Raw genomic sequence first — 17,679 nt, 5'->3', positions numbered from 1 at the left:
CAGTTCTCCTCCCCCAGGGACGTCACCGCCGCCTCGGACGTCTTCTCGCTCGGCTCGCTCCTGGTGTACGCGGCCACCGGCAACCGCCCCTTCGAGGGCGGGAGTCCGTACCTGACGGGCTATCAGGTGATGTACGAGGCACCGAAGTTGGACGGGGTGCGCGAACCCCTCCGCGCCATCGCGGCCCGCTGCCTGGAGAAGGACCCGGCGGATCGGCCCGGTCTGGAGGAACTCCACCGCGACCTGCTGGCGCTGCCGACAGACGAGTCCGCGGAGCCCCTGCCGGACTTCGGCTCCGACCTCACCGTGCCGGACGGCGTGACGGACCCGGGTTCCGGCCGCCGCCGTGGCTCCCGCCCGCGCCCCGGACCGGCGGCCCACCAGGCGGACACCGCGACGGGTACGGGATCCGGGGCTGCCACGAGGCGTGGCCGTGGGACCCGGCGCATTCTCCTCGGGCTCGGCGCCGTCCTGGCGGTGACCGCGATCGGCATCACCACGGCGCACCTCGCGGCGAGCGGTGGGACCGGCTCGGCCGCCTCGGGCGCCTCCACGAGCCCGGCCGCTTCCGCCGTGAGCCTGCCCGCCGACTGGCGCCCCTGGCGGGCGAGCCTGCTCTCCGAGAAGAAGGGCGACCCCCTCGACGAACTCAAGCCCGGTTGCGTGGCGGGCGGTTCGACCGCCGTGTACTGCGCGGGCACCGGCTTCACGACCGTCCGGCTGAACGCCGCCTCCGGCCGGGTCGAGTGGCGACAGGGCACCAGCCCCGAGACCTCGCGCCCCATCGGCGTCCGTGACGGCCGCGTCTACGCCTACGTCAAGCCGGACTCGACCGAGACCTACATCCCCCGGCGCCTGGTCGCCCTGGACACGAGGACCGGCACCCAGCTCTGGGCCCGCCCGGTCAGCGAGGACCGTGACGCCGTCCTCTTCGACAGCGGGGTCCTGGCAATGGACGAGAAGGCGACGCAGTACGTCGCCTACGACGAGACGGGCCATCAGCTGTGGACCACGCGCGCCTCGTCGAGCGTCGGCGACGCCTGCACCCCGGCGGTCCTGGGCGGCGCCCCGTACGGCCTGTGCACACCGGTGGACGATCCCTCCAAGGGCGATGTCGCCCTGGTGCACCTGGACCCCGTCGACGGCACGGCGAAGGAGATCGCCACGCTGCCCACGGGGGCCGTGCCGCTGGGCATGGCCGACGGACGGCCGCTGGGCATGGCCGACGGACGGCCGCTGTTCGCGGTGCCGAAGCTGTCGGAGGGTTCCTTCGGCAGCGGAGAGGACCAGCCGTACACCACCCTGATGGCGGTGGACCCCCTCGGCGGGGGCCGCCGGGTCCCGCTGCCCGGCGCGACACGCGGCACGCCCACGCTGGTCGGGGGTGTCGTCCACTTCGTCCGCCCCAACGGCACGGTCACCGCCGTGCGGGTGAGCGACGGCAAGCGCCTGTGGCAGCGGGAGACGGACATCGAGAACCTGTCGACGCCGGTGTACTCGGCGAAGTCCGACACGCTGTACCTGGCCAACCAGTACGGCCGGCTGCTGGCCCTGAACGCCCGTACCGGCGCGGTGCGTTGGCGCACCTCCGCGCTCCAGGACCCCGGTGACTCCGCGAGCGACACCGTGCCCTCACTCCTGCTCGTGAAGGACGCGATCGTGGCCGTCGCGGGCGACACGGCCTTCTCGGTACGCCCGGACAGGCCGAAGTCCGTGGCGAAGTGAGCGACCCGCTCGAACTCCCTTGCCGGTGACGCCCGTTCAGGCCACCGACCCGATCCGCCGGGGTGGCGCCGACGCGGGGTCGTGGTGGATCGGCGTGTGCGCGCCGGTCAACGAAACTCCGCTGCCGCCACGCCGGTTGGCGACGATCTCGGAGGCGATCGACAGCGCCACCTCCTCCGGCGTACGGGCGCCCAGATCGAGACCGATGGGCGAGCGCAGCCGGGCCAACTCGATCTCGGTGACGCCGACTTCGCGCAGCCGCTCGTTGCGGTCCAGGTGGGTGCGGCGGGAGCCCATCGCACCGACATACGCGACCGGCAGTCGCAACGCCAGCTCAAGCAGCGGGACATCGAACTTGGCGTCATGGGTGAGCACGCACAGGACGGTACGGCCGTCGACTCGCGTCCGCTCCAGGTACTTGTGGGGCCACTCGACGACGATCTCGTCGGCCTCCGGGAAACGGGCGGCGGTGGCGAAGACGGGACGTGCGTCGCACACCGTCACGCGGTAGCCCAGGAACTTCCCGATCCGGACCAGCGCCGACGCGAAGTCGATCGCACCGAACACGATCATCCGCGGCGGCGGCACCGACGATTCCACCAGCAGCGTGAGCGGAGCCCCGCAGCGCGAGCCCTGCTCACCGATCTCCAGGGTGCCGGTGCGGCCCGCGTCCAGGAACGCGCCCGCCTCGGCGGCGATCGTGCGGTCCAGCTCCGGATGGGCGCCGAAGCCACCCTCGTAGCAGCCGTCGGGACGCACCACGAGCGCGCGGCCCATCAAGTCCGTCGGCCCGGAGACGATCCGCGCCACCGCCGCCGCCTCCCCCCGCGCGGCGGCAGACAGCGCGGCGGCGACCACCGGCCGGACGGGATCGCCCGCCCGGACCGGAGTCACCAGGATGTCGATGACGCCACCGCAGGTCAGACCCACGGCGAAGGCATCCTCGTCGCTGTATCCGAAGCGCTCCAGGACGCTCTCGCCATCCTTGAGGGCCTGTTGGCACAGCTCGTACACCGCGCCCTCCACGCAGCCGCCGGAGACCGAGCCGATCGCCGTGCCGTCGGTGTCCACCGCGAGGGCGGCACCCGGCTGACGCGGGGCGCTGCCGCCGACGGCCACGACGGTGGCCACGGCGAAGTCACGGCCCCGCTCGACCCACCGGTTCAACTCCTCGGCGATGTCCAGCATCTCTCGGTCTCCTTAACAGCGGTTGCGCGAAGGGCGGTTGGCGGGGCGCTAGTGCACGCCCATCCAGCTCTCAATGGGATTGAGGGAGAAATAGACCAGGAAGATCACTGTCAGGCCCCACATGAAGGCACCGATCTCCCGCGCCCGCCCCTGGGCGATCTTGATGGCGACGTACGAGACGACACCGGCCGCGACGCCCGCGGTGATCGAGTAGGTGAACGGCATGATCACGACGGTCAGGAAGACCGGGATCGCGGTGGCCCGGTCGGCCCAGTCCACGTGCCGCGCGTTCATCATCATCATGGCGCCGATGACCACCAGGGCGGCGGCCGCGACCTCACCCGGGACGATCGCGGTGAGCGGGGTGAAGAAGAGACAGGCCGCGAAGAACAGGCCGGTGACGACGGAGGCGAGTCCGGTACGGGCCCCTTCGCCGACGCCGGTCGCCGACTCGACGAACACCGTCTGCCCCGAGGCACCCGCGACACCGCCGATCGCGCCTCCCGCGCCGTCGATGAACAGCGCCTTGGACAGACCCGGCATCCGGCCCTGCGCGTCGGCCAGTTTGGCCTCGGTGCCGACGCCGATGATGGTCGCCATCGCGTCGAAGAAGCCGGCCAGCACGAGCGTGAACACGATCATGCCGACCGTCATCGCGCCGACCTGCCCCCAACCGCCGAACTCGACCTTGCCGAAGATCGAGAAGTCCGGCATGGAGACCGCGCTGCCGTGCAGTTCGGGAGCGCCGCTCGCCCACTGCTTGGGGGCGATGGCGCCGACGGCGTTCAGGATCACGGCGAGCACGGTGCCGCCGACGATGCCGATCAGGATGGCGCCCGGGATGCCGCGCGCCTGAAGCATGAAGATCGCGAGGAGGGTCACGGCGAACAACAGGACGGGCCAGCCCGCCAGTTCACCGGTCGGGCCCAGGGTGACCGGGGTCGCCTTGCCCTGGTGCACGAAGCCGGCCTTGTAGAAGCCGATGAGGGCGACGAACAGGCCGATGCCCATGGTGATCGCGTGTTTCAGCGCCAGCGGGATCGCGTTCATGATCAGCTCGCGCAGGCCGGTGACGACCAGCAGCATGATGACGACGCCGTACATCACGCACATGCCCATGGCCTGCGGCCAGGTCATCTGGGGCGCCACCTGCGACGACAGCACGCCGGAGACGGACAGGCCGGCGGCGAGGGCCAGCGGCACCTTGCCGAAGAAGCCCATCAGGAGCGTGGTGAAGGCCGCGGCGAACGCGGTCGCGGTGATGAGCGCGTTCTGGCCGAGGGTGTGCCCCGCCACGTCCTTGCCGGACAGGATCAGCGGGTTGAGCAGGAGGATGTACGCCATCGCCATGAAGGTGGTGACGCCGCCGCGCACTTCGCGCGAGACGGAGGATCCGCGTTGGGTGATGTGGAAGTACCGGTCGAGCCAGGACCTGCCGGCCGGGACGCGGGTGCCGTCTCCCGCGTCTTCGGCTGTGGTCCTGGGCTCAAGGGACTGCTGGGTCATGGTGCCGTCTCCCAAGGTTCAAAGGTGCACCCGTGAACGTCCTTGCGTTCAGCGGGATTTGGGATGTGCACGACCCGGGGGACGGCCCAGGACGAACAGCTGGGACCTGGGGGACGATCCCCCAGGAAAAGAGGCGCCGGTCACAACTCCCGGAGGATCACGTTCCCGTGAGGTGCTCGGGGCGTACCGGCGTCCGGTTCAGTTCCAAACCGGTCGCATTGCGGATGGCGGCCAGGACCGCCGGCGTCGACGACAGGGTCGGCGCCTCGCCGATGCCGCGCAGCCCGTACGGGGCGTGGTCGTCGGCGAGTTCGAGGACGTCGACCGGGATGGTCGGCGTGTCGAGGATGGTCGGGATGAGGTAGTCCGTGAAGGAGGGGTTCCTGACCTTCGCGGTCTTCGGGTCGACGATGATCTCCTCCATCACCGCGACGCCCAGGCCCTGGGTCGTGCCGCCCTGGATCTGGCCGATGACGGAGAGCGGGTTGAGCGCTTTGCCGACGTCCTGGGCGCAGGCCAGTTCGATGACCTTTACCAGGCCGAGTTCGGTGTCGACCTCGACGACGGCCCGGTGCGCGGCGAAGGTGTACTGGACGTGGCCGAAGCCCTGTCCGGTACGGAGGTCGAAGGGCTCGGTCGGCCGGTGCCGCCACTCCGCCTCGATCTCGACGGTCTCGCTTTCGAGGACGTCCGCGATGTCCGCGAGGACCTCGCCGCCGTCGGTGACGACCTTGCCGCCCTCCAGGATGAGCTCGGCGGTGGCCCAAGCGGGGTGGTACGTACCGAACTTGCGGCGCCCCAGCTCCAGGACCTTCTCGCGGACCAGCTCGCAGGAGTTCTTGACGGCGCCGCCGGTGACGTAGGTCTGGCGGGACGCGGAAGTCGAACCGGCGCTGCCCACCTGGGTGTCCGCCGGCTGGATCGTCACCTGCGTGACGCCCAGCTCGGTGCGGGCGATCTGCGCGTGGACGGTGACTCCGCCCTGGCCGACTTCCGCCATCGCGGTGTGCACGGTCGCGACCGGCTCGCCGCCGACAACCTCCATACGGACCTTGGCCGTTGAGTAGTCGTCGAAGCCCTCGGAGAACCCGACGTTCTTGATGCCGACCGCGTAGCCGATCCCGCGGACGACGCCTTCGCCGTGCGTGGTGTTGGACAGGCCGCCCGGCAACTGCCGTACATCCGCGGCCTCTCCGGCCGTGACCCACTGCTGCTCCGGCGGCATGGGCATCGCCTGGACGCGGCGCAGGAGTTCGGCGACGGGGGCGGGCGAGTCGACGACCTGTCCGGTCGGCATGACCGTGCCCTGTTCCATCGCGTTGAGCTGACGGAACGCGACCCGGTCCATGCCCACCTTGTCGGCGAGCTTGTCCATCTGGGCCTCGTAGGCGAAGCACGCCTGGACCGCGCCGAAGCCGCGCATCGCGCCGCAGGGCGGGTTGTTGGTGTAGAGGGCGATGGCCTCGATGTCGACGTTGTCGATGACGTACGGGCCCGCGCCGAGTGAGGAGGCGTTGCCGACGACCGCCGGTGAGGCGGACGCGTAGGCGCCGCCGTCCAGGACGATCCGGGCCTTCAGGTGCGTGAGCTTGCCGTCCTTCGTCGCGCCGTGCTCGTAGTGGAGCTTGGCCGGGTGGCGGTGGACGTGCCCGAAGAAGGACTCGAAGCGGTTGTAGACGATCTTCACCGGTTTGCCGGTGCGCAGGGCCAACAGGCAGGCGTGGATCTGCATCGACAGGTCCTCGCGGCCGCCGAACGCGCCGCCGACGCCGGACAGCGTCATGCGGACCTTGTCCTCGGGCAGGCCGAGGACGGGCGCGATCTGCTTGAGGTCCGAGTGCAGCCACTGGGTGGCGATGTAGAGGTCGACACCGCCGTCCTCGGACGGCACCGCGAGACCCGACTCCGGGCCGAGGAACGCCTGGTCCTGCATGCCGAAGGTGTACTCGCCCTCGACGATGAAGTCGGCGCGCTCGCGGGCGGATTCGACGTCTCCGCGGACGATCGGCTGGCGGTGCACGATGTTCGGGTGCGGGACATGGCCGATGTGGTGGTCGTCGCGGCCCTCGTGGACGAGGATCGCGTCCGGCGCGGTCGCGGACAACTCGTCGGTGATGACCGGGAGTTCGCGGTACTCGACCTTGATCTTCGCAGCCGCACGGCGTGCGGTCTCCGGGTGGTCGGCGGCGACGATCGCGACCGGCTCGCCGTGGTGGCGGACCTTGCCGTGCGCGAGGACCGGGGTGTCCTGGATCTCCAGGCCGTAGTTCTTCACGTCGGTCGGCAGGTCGTCGTACGTCATGACGGCGTACACGCCAGGGGTCTTGAGCGCCTCGACGGTGTCGATGGAGACGATCTCGGCGTGGGCAACCGTGGAGCGCAGAATCTGGCCCCAGAGCATGTCCTCGTGCCACATGTCCGAGGAGTACGCGAACTCGCCGGTGACCTTGAGGGTGCCGTCCGGGCGGAGCGTGGACTCGCCGATGCCGCCCTTGGTCGGGGAACCCTGAGTGACCTTGGTGGGCGTGCCGAGGGGAGCGTTGCTGGGCATCGTCAGACCGCCTCTCCCTGTCGGGCGGCCGCGAGGCGGACCGCGTCCATGATCTTCTCGTAGCCGGTGCAGCGGCACAGGTTGCCCGACAGCGCCTCGCGGATGTCCGCGTCGGTCGGGTTCGGGGTGCGCTCCAGCATCTCGTCGGCGGCGACGAGGAGACCGGGCGTGCAGAAGCCGCACTGGACGGCGCCTGCGTCGATGAACGCCTGCTGGATCGGGGCGAGTTGGGTGCCCTCGCCGGTCTGCGAGTCGGTGCCCTTGGCCTGCCACTGCCGGGCGTCCTGAAGGGACGTACCGGATGTGCTGGACGCACCGGAGGGCCCGGACGCGTCGGACGTACCGCAGGCCCCGGTCGCGCAACCGCCGTGCTCGGCACGCTGTTTGGCGAAGTCCGCGAGCCCTTCCACGGTCACCACGTCCCGGCCCTCGGCCTGTCCGGCCGCGACCAGACAGGAACACACGGGCACGCCGTCCAGGCGGACCGTGCAGGAGCCGCATTCGCCTTGCTCGCAGGCGTTCTTGGAGCCGGGCAGGCCCATCCGCTCGCGCAGGACGTACAGCAGGGACTCGCCCTCCCACACGTCGTCCGCTTCCTGCGGGCGGCCGTTGACAGTGAAGTTGACGCGCATTACGCAGCTCCCTCCGAGGCGCGGCGGGCGCCGCGGTAGGACTCCCAGGTCCAGGTCAGGGTGCGGCGGGCCATGATCCCGACCGCGTGGCGGCGGTAGCTCGCGGTGCCCCGGACGTCGTCGATCGGGTTGCAGGCGGCGGCGCACAGGTCCGCGAACTGCTTGGCGACGGAGGGGGTGATGACCTTGCCGTTGTCCCAGAAGCCGCCCTCGTCGAGGGCCGCGTTCAGGAACTCCTCGGCGGTCTTCGCGCGCATCGGGGTGGGCGCGGCGGAGCCGATGCCGGTACGGACCGTGCGGGTCTCGGGGTGGAGGGCGAGGCCGAAGGCGCACACGGCGATCACCATGGCGTTGCGGGTGCCGACCTTCGAGTACTGCTGCGGGCCGTCCGCCTTCTTGATGTGGACGGCGCGGATGAGCTCGTCGGGCGCCAGCGCGTTGCGCTTCACGCCGGTGTAGAAGGCGTCGATGGGGATCATGCGGGTGCCGCGCACCGACTCGGCCTCGACCTCGGCGCCGGCCGCCAGCAGGGCGGGGTGGGCGTCACCGGCCGGGGAGGCGGTGCCGAGGTTGCCGCCGACGCCGCCGCGGTTGCGGATCTGCGGGGAGGCGACCGTGTGCGAGGCGAGGGCGAGCCCCGGCAGCTCGGGCCGCAGCTGCTCCATGATCCTCGTGTACGGGACGGAGGCACCGAGCCGCACACTGTCCTCGCCGGTCTCCCACTCGTAGAGGTCGGCGACGCGGGTCAGGTCGAGCAGGTACTCGGGCCGGCGGTGGTCGAAGTTGATCTCGACCATCACGTCGGTGCCGCCCGCAATCGGCACAGCGGTGGGGTGCTCGGCCTTCGCGGCGAGCGCCTCCTCCCAGCTGGCGGGGCGAAGGAAGTCCATGACCGGCTCTCTTCTTCGTCTCGTGGGTCGTACGGGTCGTACGCGTCGTACGGAATGAGCCAGATCGTGTGCGGCGGCCCCGGCTCGTTCATGTGCTGTTTACGCGGAGTGGGCTCAGTACACAGCGCCGTACTCCACCAGGGTCAGTCACCGAAACCATGAAGGAGTTGGCTGGCCAACGCGGGCATCTTGTAGATTCGTATGAATGGAGGTCATCAGCAACCTCTCCGATTTCCTGTGGAAACGTGGGACACCGTCCCGCACTCACGCCCCCTCAGGATTCATCGTAGTTTTCGAGACACGGAACGGCGGCGACGAGATGCGGCTGCGCGCACTTCTGGACACGGATGCGTTGGGCCTCAGGCTGCTCGGGGGTGCGGACGAGCTGGATCGCACCGTCCGGGGTGTCATGACCACCGACCTGAGGGATCCCAGCCGCTATCTGTCCGGCGGCGAGCTGGTCCTCACGGGTCTGGCCTGGCGCCACGACGCCGCCGACTCCGAGCCGTTCGTACGACTCCTGTCGCAGGCCGGGGTGGCGGGCCTGGCGGCCGGTGAGGCGGAGCTCGGGGCCGTACCGGACGACCTGGTGACGGCCTGCGCCCGGCACCGGCTGCCGCTGTTCGCGGTGCACGAGTCGGTCGCGTTCGCGACGATCACCGAGCACGTCGTACGGCAGGTCAGCGGCGAGCGCGCCGGGGACCTGGCGGCGGTCGTCGACCGGCACCGCCGGATGATGACCTCGGGTCCGACGGGCGGTGGCCCGGACGTGGTCCTGGACCTGCTCGGCTCCGACCTGGACCTGCGGGCCTGGGTGCTGTCCCCCACCGGCCGCCTGATCGCGGGCCCCAAGGTGGCCGGCGCGCTGCCCGCGGACACCTGCGCCAAGCTCGCCGGCGCGCAGCTCGCCGCCGCCCGCACGGGCCGCCGCGGCCCCCACCGGGTGACGCTCGGCCCGTCGACGTACAGCCTCTTCCCGATCCGCAGCACCGGCCGTCCCGCACAGGCCGGCCGGGACGTGCGCGAGACGGTGCTGTCGGACTGGCTGCTGGCCGTCGAGGCGGACGCGGGCGACTGGCCGGCCGAGCGGCTCGACCTGCTCCAGGGCGTCACCCAGCTGATCTCGGTCGAGCGGGACCGCCGGGACGCGGCGCGCACGGTCCGCCGGCGGCTGGCCCAGGAGGTCCTCGAACTCGTCCAGGCCGGCGCCGCCCCCGGCGAGATCGCGGCCCGGCTGAGAGTCGCGGCCCCGGTGCTGCTGCCCGGCCTGGGCGCGGCCCCGCACTGGCAGGTGGTCGTGGCGCGGGTCGACTGGGCGGGCACCGACATCGAGCCGGGACCGGTCGCGCAGGCCCTCCTGGAAGAGATCCTCGTCGACCCACTCGCCAACGGGCCCGAGCCCTCCGACCGCATCGCCGTGGCCCACACCGGCGACGAGGCCGTCGCCCTGGTCCCGCTGCCCGCCGTCTCCGCCGAGCACGACGGCTCGGAGTCCGGGATCGTCGCCGACGCGCTCCTGGAGTCCGTACGGCAGCCGCTGTCGGCGGGCCTCGACGACGACGGGCAGGTCACGCTCGGCGTCAGCGCGGCCGTGCACTCGGCGGAGGGTCTGCGCGGCGCGCTGGAAGAGGCCCGGCACGCCCGCCGGGTGGCCGCGGCCCGCCCCGGCCGGGTCAGCGCGGCCGGCCACCAGGAACTGGCCTCGCACGTCCTGCTGCTGCCGTTCGTCCCGGACGACGTCCGCCGCGCCTTCACCGCCCGCCTCCTGGACCCGCTGCGCGAGTACGATCGCCGCCACCGCGCCGAGCTGATCCCCACCCTCGAAGCCTTCCTGGACTGCGACGGCTCCTGGACCCGCTGCGCGACCCGGCTCCACCTGCACGTCAACACGCTGCGCTACCGCGTCGGCCGGATCGAGCAGTTGACGAGCCGTGATCTCTCCCGCCTTGAGGACAAGCTGGATTTCTTCCTGGCACTGCGGATGAGCTGATCTCCGGCGGGGCCCGCGGCCACGAAGTCACCCACGACTTTGTGAAATCCTTCACCTACCCCCTTGGCCCGGTACCTGGATTCGTGCTGAGATGCGGCCACCACTCAAAGCTCGATGGCGTGCTCGGGGAGGGCAACGTGGCGCATACCGCCATGTCTGGTACCGGAACGACCGCAGGTGACGATCCCCTCCAGACCGCGGTATGGCGGCTGCGCTCGCGGGCCTGCTGGGCCGACGCGGCGGCCCTGCTCCAACCGGTCACGGCACCGGCCGCGTTGCAGCGCGCGTCGCTGCTGGTCGAACGGTGTCTGTACACCGAGCAGGGCTGGGAGGACGCGGAGGACGCGCTGCGTACGGCGGAGGCGCTGGCCCATGCCGACGAGGAGCGGGGCGCCGCCGCTTGTGAACGCGGGTACCTTGCCTACGCGGCGACGCTGCACACCGTGCGCGACCGGGCCGACGAGGCGCGGGCCGCGCTGGGGCGGGCGGCGGCGCTGATCCCTCCGGGGGCTGCGGGGAGGGCTCTGCTGGACTTTCGGCGGGGGTTGCTCGCGGAGAACCTGACCGGGTCTCCGCAGTCCGCGCGGGCCGCGTACCGGCGGGCGCATGCGGGGGCCACCGCGCTGGGGGATCCCTTGTTGCTGTCGTTCACGTGGCGGCACCTGGCCGGACTCTCGTTGCGGGACGGGGAGTTGGCCGAGGCACGGCACGGCTTCGCCGAATCGCTGCGGATCCGGGAGGAGTTGGGGTATCTCGTGGGGACCGCGCCCGCGTTGGTGTCCCTCGCCGATGCCGAGTCCGAGCCGGAGGCTTCGCGACTGCGGGAGGAGGCTCGGCGGTTGTTCCGGTTGCTGGGCGGCGTACCGACTTGGCTGGCACGGCAGTTGGCCCCGCCGGTGCCTCCGGCGGCGGGGGCGGCGACGGCGTAGAGCCGCGGTCCTTCTCGTGAACTCCTGCGTCTCGTCGTAGAGTTCAGGACTTCCGGGACAGCCGCCCGCACCCCCGATGGTCACTCCGGAGCGACCACACGACCGTGCTGCGAGAGGGTGGGACGGCCAGCCACGGGCGGACGAGACATTCGGCGGACACGCGATCAAGGGGGCGGCGGTCCGACGGCTTCGGCACGGTCTCCGTGCCCTTGCCGGACTGCGAGCCCACGATCGCCCGAATCGGTCGGACTAGGGCGCGAGTTTGATCGACTTGACGTCTTGCGAATTGTCCATGTCGAGCGTGTCACCGGGGTCCAGTTTCCACGCCTCCGGACAGTTCGCGCCGTTGACCCGCATGCAGAGCCACATGGTCGCCCCGCCGGTCTGGTTGTTGTAGAACCGCCAGCGCCCTGAAACTCCCGAGAGGTTGTAGTACCCGTAGTAGTAATAGGTGAAGGGGTGGCTGTCCCAGCTCCAGCCCTTGTACAGACACCCGTACCCCGGCCGGCATTCGGCCAGCGAACTGGGGGCCGTCGGCGCGGCGGACGCCGGGATCGTCAGACCTGCGCCGACGACTGCCAGTGATGTGAGAGCGACTGCGAGGATCTTGCGTAATGCCATGATTCCCCTTGGTGTGGTGAGGCCTGCTGTTTCCTCTTGACTCAGTCTGCGACCGGAGAATGACCCGCCAGGAGTGCCAATTGGCCTGCTTTCACGTGGCCTTGTCATCGACGGGCATGACATCCGTCATTCCGCGACGCCGTCACTCGCTCTCCGGGATACCGATCTCTCTGGCGCGACGGCCCCGGGAAGATTCCGCGATCTGTGATCTGTGATCGGTGATCGGTGTCTTCCCGGGGCCGCGGCCGGCCCGACGTCCCCCGAGCGTGGCCCTGGCCCGACCCGCCTGATCCTTCGGCGGGCCGTTGGGAAGACAGTGGCACGCAGCAACTGTGGGGAGCCTGAAGGTTCCTGAAGGGTCTTCAGGTTCCCCACAGGACCGGGCGGTCATGCTGAGGGGATGCGGATACTGGTGGTCGAGGACGACCGGCGGTTGGCGGAGTTGCTGCGCCGGGGATTGATCGGTGAGGGGTACGCCGTCGACATGGCCCACGACGGGTCACGCGGCCTGGAGTCGGCGCTGGAGAACGACTATGACGCACTCGTCCTGGACGTGATGCTGCCCCAGCTGAACGGCTTCCGGCTGTGTGCCCGGCTGCGCGAGGAGGGGGTGTGGACGCCCGTGCTGATGCTGACCGCCAAGGACGGTGAGTACGACCAGGCCGAGGGCCTGGACACGGGCGCGGACGACTACGTCACCAAGCCGTTCTCCTTCATCGCGCTCGCCGCCCGGCTCCGCGCCCTGATCCGGCGCGGCCGCCCCGAGCGACCCAGCGTGGTACGGATCGGCGACCTGGAGATCGACCCGGCCGCCCGCCACTGCCGGCGCGGGGACACCGAAGTCACGCTGACCGCCCGGGAGTTCGCCGTCCTGGAATACCTCGCCCGCCGCAGCGGCGAGACGGTCTCCAAGAGCGAGGTGCTCGAACACGTCTGGGACGACCGCTTCGACGGAGACGTGAACATCGTCGAGGTCTACGTCAGCGCCCTGCGCCGCAAGATCGACACACCATTCGGGCGACGGACCATCCGCACGGTCCGCGGCGCCGGCTACCGCCTGGACGCAAATTGAAGGGGCGCGCGGTGAAACCTGTCCTCCGCCTGCCATGGCTGCTGCCTCGTCGGCGACCCGCCACCGTACGGCTACGGCTCACCCTCCTCGCCATCTTGATCGCGGCCGTCTGCTCGGCTCCCACCGCCGTGGGCATCGCGATCACGACGCGCACCTCGATGCTGCAGCACGCCATGGACAACTCGACCTCGACCGACGACCTCCAACTACTGGCGCGCGAGGAGGCAGGTTTGCTGCTCAAGGACGGCAAATTGCCCGACTGCGGCACGGCCTCCCCTCAGCCGAGAGGGCATCGCCGCGTCAGCTACTGCCGGGCTCCGATGCCGGGCAACCCCATGCTCAGCGAGGGCACGCTCTCATTGACGCCCTGGACGGACCCGGTCCACGGCCCCGCCCCGATCCGAACAGTCAGCGTCTACCCCGGCGAATTCTCGTACGTGGCCGTGATGATCTACTCCCTGGAGGCCGAACAAGCGCGTTTGAACAGCACCGTCTGGGCTCTTGCCGCAGCCACACTGGGCATCACGGCCTTGATCGCGGGCAGCACCTGGATTGCGGCGGGCCGGGTCCTTCGACCTGTCGAAGCGATCCGAGCCGAGTTCGCCGAACTCAGCACCCACCACCTGGACCAGCGCGTCACCGTCCCCCGCACCGGCAACGAGATCGCCCGGCTCGCCACGACGATGAACAGGACCCTGGACCAATTGCAGACCGCGGTGGAGCGCCAGCGGCAGTTCACCGCGGATGCCTCGCACGAGCTGCGTACCCCGCTCGCCTGTCTGCGTACCGAACTCGAACTCGCCCTCAACCGGCCCGACGACGCCGACTGGCCCCGCGTCGTCCACGCCGCCCACGAGGACACCATCCGCGTCCAGGAACTGACCGAGGACCTGCTGCTCCTGGCCCGCCTCGACGCCGAAGACGGTGACCGGCGGCCACGGCGGAGCGTCGACCTCACCGACCTCGTGCGGGAGGAGACCGCCCGCCGCCGACCGCCCCGCGGCCTCCGTCTCCACGTTCACGCCGGGCCTGAGCCGGTCACCGTGCAGGGCCAACCCGCCCTGCTCGCCCGCGTCATCGGGAACCTCCTCGACAACGCCGAACGCCACGCGACCCATACGATCGACGTCCGCCTCACCCACGACACCCATCGTCGCGAAGCCGTCATCGACGTACTCGACGACGGCCCCGGCGTCCCGGTCGACGACCGTCAGCGCATCTTCGAGCGCTTCACCCGCCTCGACGACGCCCGTGCCCGCGACACCGGCGGCGCCGGCCTCGGGCTCGCCATCGCGCACCACATCACCACCACCCACCAAGGCGCCCTCGACATCGTTCCCAGCCCCCGAGGCGCGCACTTCGCCCTCCGTCTCCCCACCCCTCCGCCCTGACACGGTCGAGAAGAGGACGCGTCCGGATCAGAGAGAGGTGAGTGGGGTGTCGGCGGACCTTCCCGTCAACAAGTGGACCCCTGGCCCACTCACGACACCCCCGTGAAGTGCTCCCCCGCCAAGCCCCTGACCGCCTCCACGTCCCGTGCGATCAGCGCGTCCAGCAGGACCGTGTGTTCTGCCGCGTCCGCTATCAGGTCGGCTCGGCCTCGGGTCGGGGGGCCGCCGACCAGGGGCCACTGGGCTCGGCGGTGCAAGTCGTCGGCTATCTGGACCAGTTGGTCGTTGCCGGAGAGGGAAAGGACCGCGCGGTGGAAGGTGCGGTCGGACTCCGCGTAGGTGGCCCGGCAGCCGGAGGCGGCCGCGCGGACCGTGGCCTCGGCCAGGGGGCGCAGGTCGGACCAGCGTTCCGGCGGGACCGTGCGGGCGAGGCGGAGCATGACGGGGATCTCTATGAGGGCGCGTATCTCGGCCAGTTCGGCCAGCTCGCGCGCCCCGCGTTCGATCACTCGGAAGCCGCGGTTGGGGACGACCTCCACGGCGCCCTCCTGGGCGAGTTGCTGCATCGCCTCGCGGACCGGTGTGGCCGAGACGCCGAAGCGGTCGCCGAGGGCGGGGGCGGAGTAGACCTCGCCGGGTATCAGGTCGCCGGCGACCAGCGCGGTGCGCAGCGCGTCGAGGATCTGGCCGCGGACGGAGGCCCGCTGGACCGGGCGGGGGCCCGGGATCGGCAGCTCGCTGTGGGTGTGCTCGCCCCGGGTGGCACCGGCGGCGACGGCCCGCTCCCGCCGCGCGTCGGGCGCGCCGGCCTGGGGCGGCACCCTGGTCGCGCCGGTCCAGGTCTGAGGAATTCCCGTCTCCGCGGAGCTCTGCGTGCTCTGCCTCACGGGTCCTCCTCGGACGTTTCGGTACTTGGGGTCATTAACGGCGCGTTGTTACTCGTCCGTCAAGCACCATAAGGGCACAAGCCGTCAGTTCAAATACCGATGATCTTGGGTAAGGTAAGCCTTACCTCTAGACGATCGCGGATTGGGTGGTCCTCGCATGCCGGTGCCCGGCTCGCCGCTCACTGCCGCGTACGACCGCCTGGCCGGGGTTCTTCCCGGCCTGGAGATCGTGGAGCGACCCGCCGGGGAGCCGGTCCCGCGGGGTGCCGGCTGGGTCTCCGCCGACTCGCTCGCGGCGGGCGGGGACGGCCTGGACACGTTCCTGACCTGGGACGACGACCAGGTGGTGCGGGACTACGGACAGCGGGGTCGCCCCGACGTCGTGGCGAGCTTCGGACTGCACCGGTACGCCTGGCCGGCCTGCCTCCTGATCACCGTCCCGTGGTTCCTGCTGCGCCGCGTGCCCCGCTATCCCGTGACGCACGTCTCGTACGACCGCACCGTGCCGGGGCTCGACATGGGCCGCCTGTCGGTGCGGGCGGACGGCTTCGCCTGTCTGCCCGGCGATCCGGCGGCGACCCTGCCCGGCGTCCGGGTGGTCGCCGACGAGGAGGCACTGCGCGCCGAGGTGCGGGCCGCCGTCGCCGAGCACCTCGAACCCGTACTCGCCGGCTTCGGCCCGCGCATGCGGCGGCGCGGACGGGCCCTGTGGGGCATGGCGACGGACGAGATCGTCGAGGGGCTCTGGTACGTCGGTCATCTGGTCGGCGAGGAGGAGCGGGCCAAGCGCGAGCTGGCGGCGCTACTGCCGGGGGCGACCCGGCCGTACGTCGGCTCGGCGGCGTTCCGTCAACTCACCGGCCCCCGCGGGGAGTCGCTGCCCACCCGGGACCGGGCGAGCTGCTGCATGTTCTACACGCTGCGCCCCGAGGACACTTGCGCCACCTGCCCCCGCACCAGTGATGCCGAGCGGGTCACCAGGCTGCTGCCGCAGGCGAGTTGAGGGACCCTCAGGCGCGGGGCCCGCGAGCCGTACCGTAAGATCACCCGCGAACGAGGCTTCGGGCGGGTTACAGGGGATTCACAATTTCCTCACTTGCCGCAGGAACTTTCCGTGGAACCACCCGTACGGGTAGTCTTATTCGAACTCAACTCCCGCCCCTCATGCGGCAGTTCGAGCAGAACGCCGCCCTGGGCATCCCCTTGCACTTCCTTGGCGGCCTCTTGCCCCGAAAACGCCTGAGGGCCGTTGGGATTGGGCCACTATGGCGGGCGTTACGCCCTATCCCAATGCAAGGGACCCCTAGATGAGACTGACCGACATATCGCTGAACTGGTTGCTTCCGGGCGCCGTACTGCTCCTGGGCATGCTGGCAGCGGTGGCGGTGCTCGCGCGGAGCAAGCGGTCCGGCGGGGAGCACGCGAAAGACGACTCGTGGGAGCGCAGCGAGGAGCGCCGCAGGCGCAAGGAGGCCATATACGGCACCGCCTCCTACGTCCTTCTGTTCTGCTGTGCGGCGGTCGCGGCCGCCCTCTCCTTCCGCGGCCTGGTCGGCTTCGGCGAGGAGAACCTGAGCCTCTCAGGCGGCTGGCAGTACCTGGTGCCGTTCGGCCTGGACGGCGCGGCCATGTTCTGCTCCGTCCTCGCGGTGCGCGAGGCCAGCCACGGTGACGCGGCGCTCGGCTCCCGGATACTGGTGTGGACGTTCGCGGGTGCCGCGGCCTGGTTCAACTGGGTGCACGCGCCCAGGGGCCTGGGCCACGACGGCGCTCCGCAGTTCTTCTCCGGCATGTCGCTCTCCGCGGCCGTGCTGTTCGACCGCGCGCTGAAGCAGACCCGCCGGGCCGCGCTGCGCGAGCAGGGTCTGGTGCCGCGTCCGCTGCCGCAGATCCGTATCGTCCGCTGGCTGCGTGCTCCGCGCGAGACGTACAAGGCCTGGTCGCTGATGCTCCTTGAGAACGTGCGCAGTCTCGACGAAGCCGTCGACGAGGTGCGCGAGGACAAGCGGATGAAGGAGCAGAACCGGCTGCGCCGCCGGGAGCAGGACCGTCTGGAGCGCGCCCAGCTCAAGGCCATCAGCCGGGGCCACCGCGGCTTCGTCGGCCGTGGCGGCGGCAACGGCGGGCGCCAGATGGAGGCCCTGGAGCGGGTGGCCGCCCCGGTCCCCGCGGAGAACGCCATATCGGCACCCGAGCCCCTGCCCGTCCGCACCCGGCCCTCGCTCCAGCCCGTCCGCAAGGCCGGCGCCGAGTCGCTGACCGTCGACCTCACCGCGGAGGACGACACAATGGCCCTG

14 protein-coding genes are annotated in these 17,679 nt (G+C 70.9%); 7 read left to right on the top strand and 7 right to left on the bottom strand.

The window, feature by feature from the left end; genetic code table 11:
• The coding region (locus ACWDR3_RS41955) for an outer membrane protein assembly factor BamB family protein (protein WP_450357867.1) at window positions 1-1,725 on the top strand (1,725 nt) is incomplete at its 5' end.
• A gap of 36 nt (window positions 1,726-1,761) precedes the next feature.
• Here ACWDR3_RS41955 and ACWDR3_RS41950 read toward each other — a convergent pair.
• The 5 genes from ACWDR3_RS41950 to ACWDR3_RS41930 all read right to left on the bottom strand — a co-directional run bounded on the left by ACWDR3_RS41950 (window position 1,762) and on the right by ACWDR3_RS41930 (window position 8,492).
• Window positions 1,762-2,913, bottom strand: a complete 1,152-nt coding sequence (locus tag ACWDR3_RS41950; RefSeq protein ID WP_450357866.1) for an XdhC family protein — start codon at window positions 2,911-2,913, stop codon at window positions 1,762-1,764.
• Between the two features lie 48 nt (window positions 2,914-2,961).
• A complete protein-coding gene (locus ACWDR3_RS41945) occupies window positions 2,962-4,419 on the bottom strand; it encodes an NCS2 family permease (protein WP_450357865.1) in 1,458 nt (485 codons plus the stop codon).
• Window positions 4,420-4,576: 157 nt separating this feature from the next.
• Entirely contained in the window at window positions 4,577-6,970 is a 2,394-nt protein-coding gene (locus ACWDR3_RS41940; RefSeq protein ID WP_450357864.1) for a xanthine dehydrogenase family protein molybdopterin-binding subunit, read from the bottom strand.
• A 2-nt stretch (window positions 6,971-6,972) separates the two neighbouring features.
• Entirely contained in the window at window positions 6,973-7,602 is a 630-nt protein-coding gene (locus tag ACWDR3_RS41935) for a (2Fe-2S)-binding protein (protein ID WP_450357863.1), read from the bottom strand.
• The gene (locus ACWDR3_RS41930) at window positions 7,602-8,492 is read right to left on the bottom strand and encodes an FAD binding domain-containing protein (protein WP_450357862.1); all 891 of its coding nucleotides are present in this window, start codon (window positions 8,490-8,492) and stop codon (window positions 7,602-7,604) included. Before ACWDR3_RS41930 ends, ACWDR3_RS41935 begins: the two co-directional genes overlap by 1 nt.
• Before the next feature lie 319 nt (window positions 8,493-8,811).
• On the opposite strand from ACWDR3_RS41930, the gene ACWDR3_RS41925 reads away from it, so the two are divergent.
• Together ACWDR3_RS41925 and ACWDR3_RS41920 are read left to right on the top strand one after the other, a co-directional pair.
• A complete protein-coding gene (locus ACWDR3_RS41925; RefSeq protein ID WP_450357861.1) occupies window positions 8,812-10,482 on the top strand; it encodes a PucR family transcriptional regulator in 1,671 nt (556 codons plus the stop codon).
• A gap of 137 nt (window positions 10,483-10,619) precedes the next feature.
• A complete protein-coding gene (locus tag ACWDR3_RS41920; RefSeq protein WP_450357860.1) occupies window positions 10,620-11,411 on the top strand; it encodes a hypothetical protein in 792 nt (263 codons plus the stop codon).
• 249 nt (window positions 11,412-11,660) lie between these two features.
• Here ACWDR3_RS41920 and ACWDR3_RS41915 read toward each other — a convergent pair whose 3' ends face one another.
• Window positions 11,661-12,032, bottom strand: coding sequence for a hypothetical protein (locus tag ACWDR3_RS41915; RefSeq protein WP_450357859.1), 372 nt, complete (start codon window positions 12,030-12,032; stop codon window positions 11,661-11,663).
• Between the two features lie 400 nt (window positions 12,033-12,432).
• On the opposite strand from ACWDR3_RS41915, the gene ACWDR3_RS41910 reads away from it, so the two are divergent.
• Both ACWDR3_RS41910 and ACWDR3_RS41905 read left to right on the top strand, forming a co-directional pair.
• Entirely contained in the window at window positions 12,433-13,104 is a 672-nt protein-coding gene (locus ACWDR3_RS41910; RefSeq protein WP_450357858.1) for a response regulator transcription factor, read from the top strand.
• Window positions 13,105-13,262: 158 nt separating this feature from the next.
• A complete protein-coding gene (locus ACWDR3_RS41905) occupies window positions 13,263-14,495 on the top strand; it encodes a sensor histidine kinase (protein ID WP_450357868.1) in 1,233 nt (410 codons plus the stop codon).
• Between the two features lie 89 nt (window positions 14,496-14,584).
• Here the strand turns inward: ACWDR3_RS41905 and ACWDR3_RS41900 are convergent, their stop codons facing one another.
• Complete coding sequence (locus ACWDR3_RS41900) at window positions 14,585-15,382, bottom strand: GntR family transcriptional regulator (RefSeq protein WP_450357857.1); 798 nt, start codon at window positions 15,380-15,382, stop codon at window positions 14,585-14,587.
• A gap of 157 nt (window positions 15,383-15,539) precedes the next feature.
• On the opposite strand from ACWDR3_RS41900, the gene ACWDR3_RS41895 reads away from it, so the two are divergent.
• A complete protein-coding gene (locus ACWDR3_RS41895) occupies window positions 15,540-16,385 on the top strand; it encodes a (2Fe-2S)-binding protein (protein WP_450357856.1) in 846 nt (281 codons plus the stop codon).
• A gap of 304 nt (window positions 16,386-16,689) precedes the next feature.
• The coding region (locus ACWDR3_RS41890; RefSeq protein WP_450357855.1) for a DUF2637 domain-containing protein at window positions 16,690-17,679 on the top strand (990 nt) is incomplete at its 3' end.

The organism is Streptomyces sp. NPDC001002, from assembly GCF_053599215.1.
Note: the sequence above shows the minus strand (reverse complement) of the source record. Positions and strands in the feature narration are given on the sequence as shown.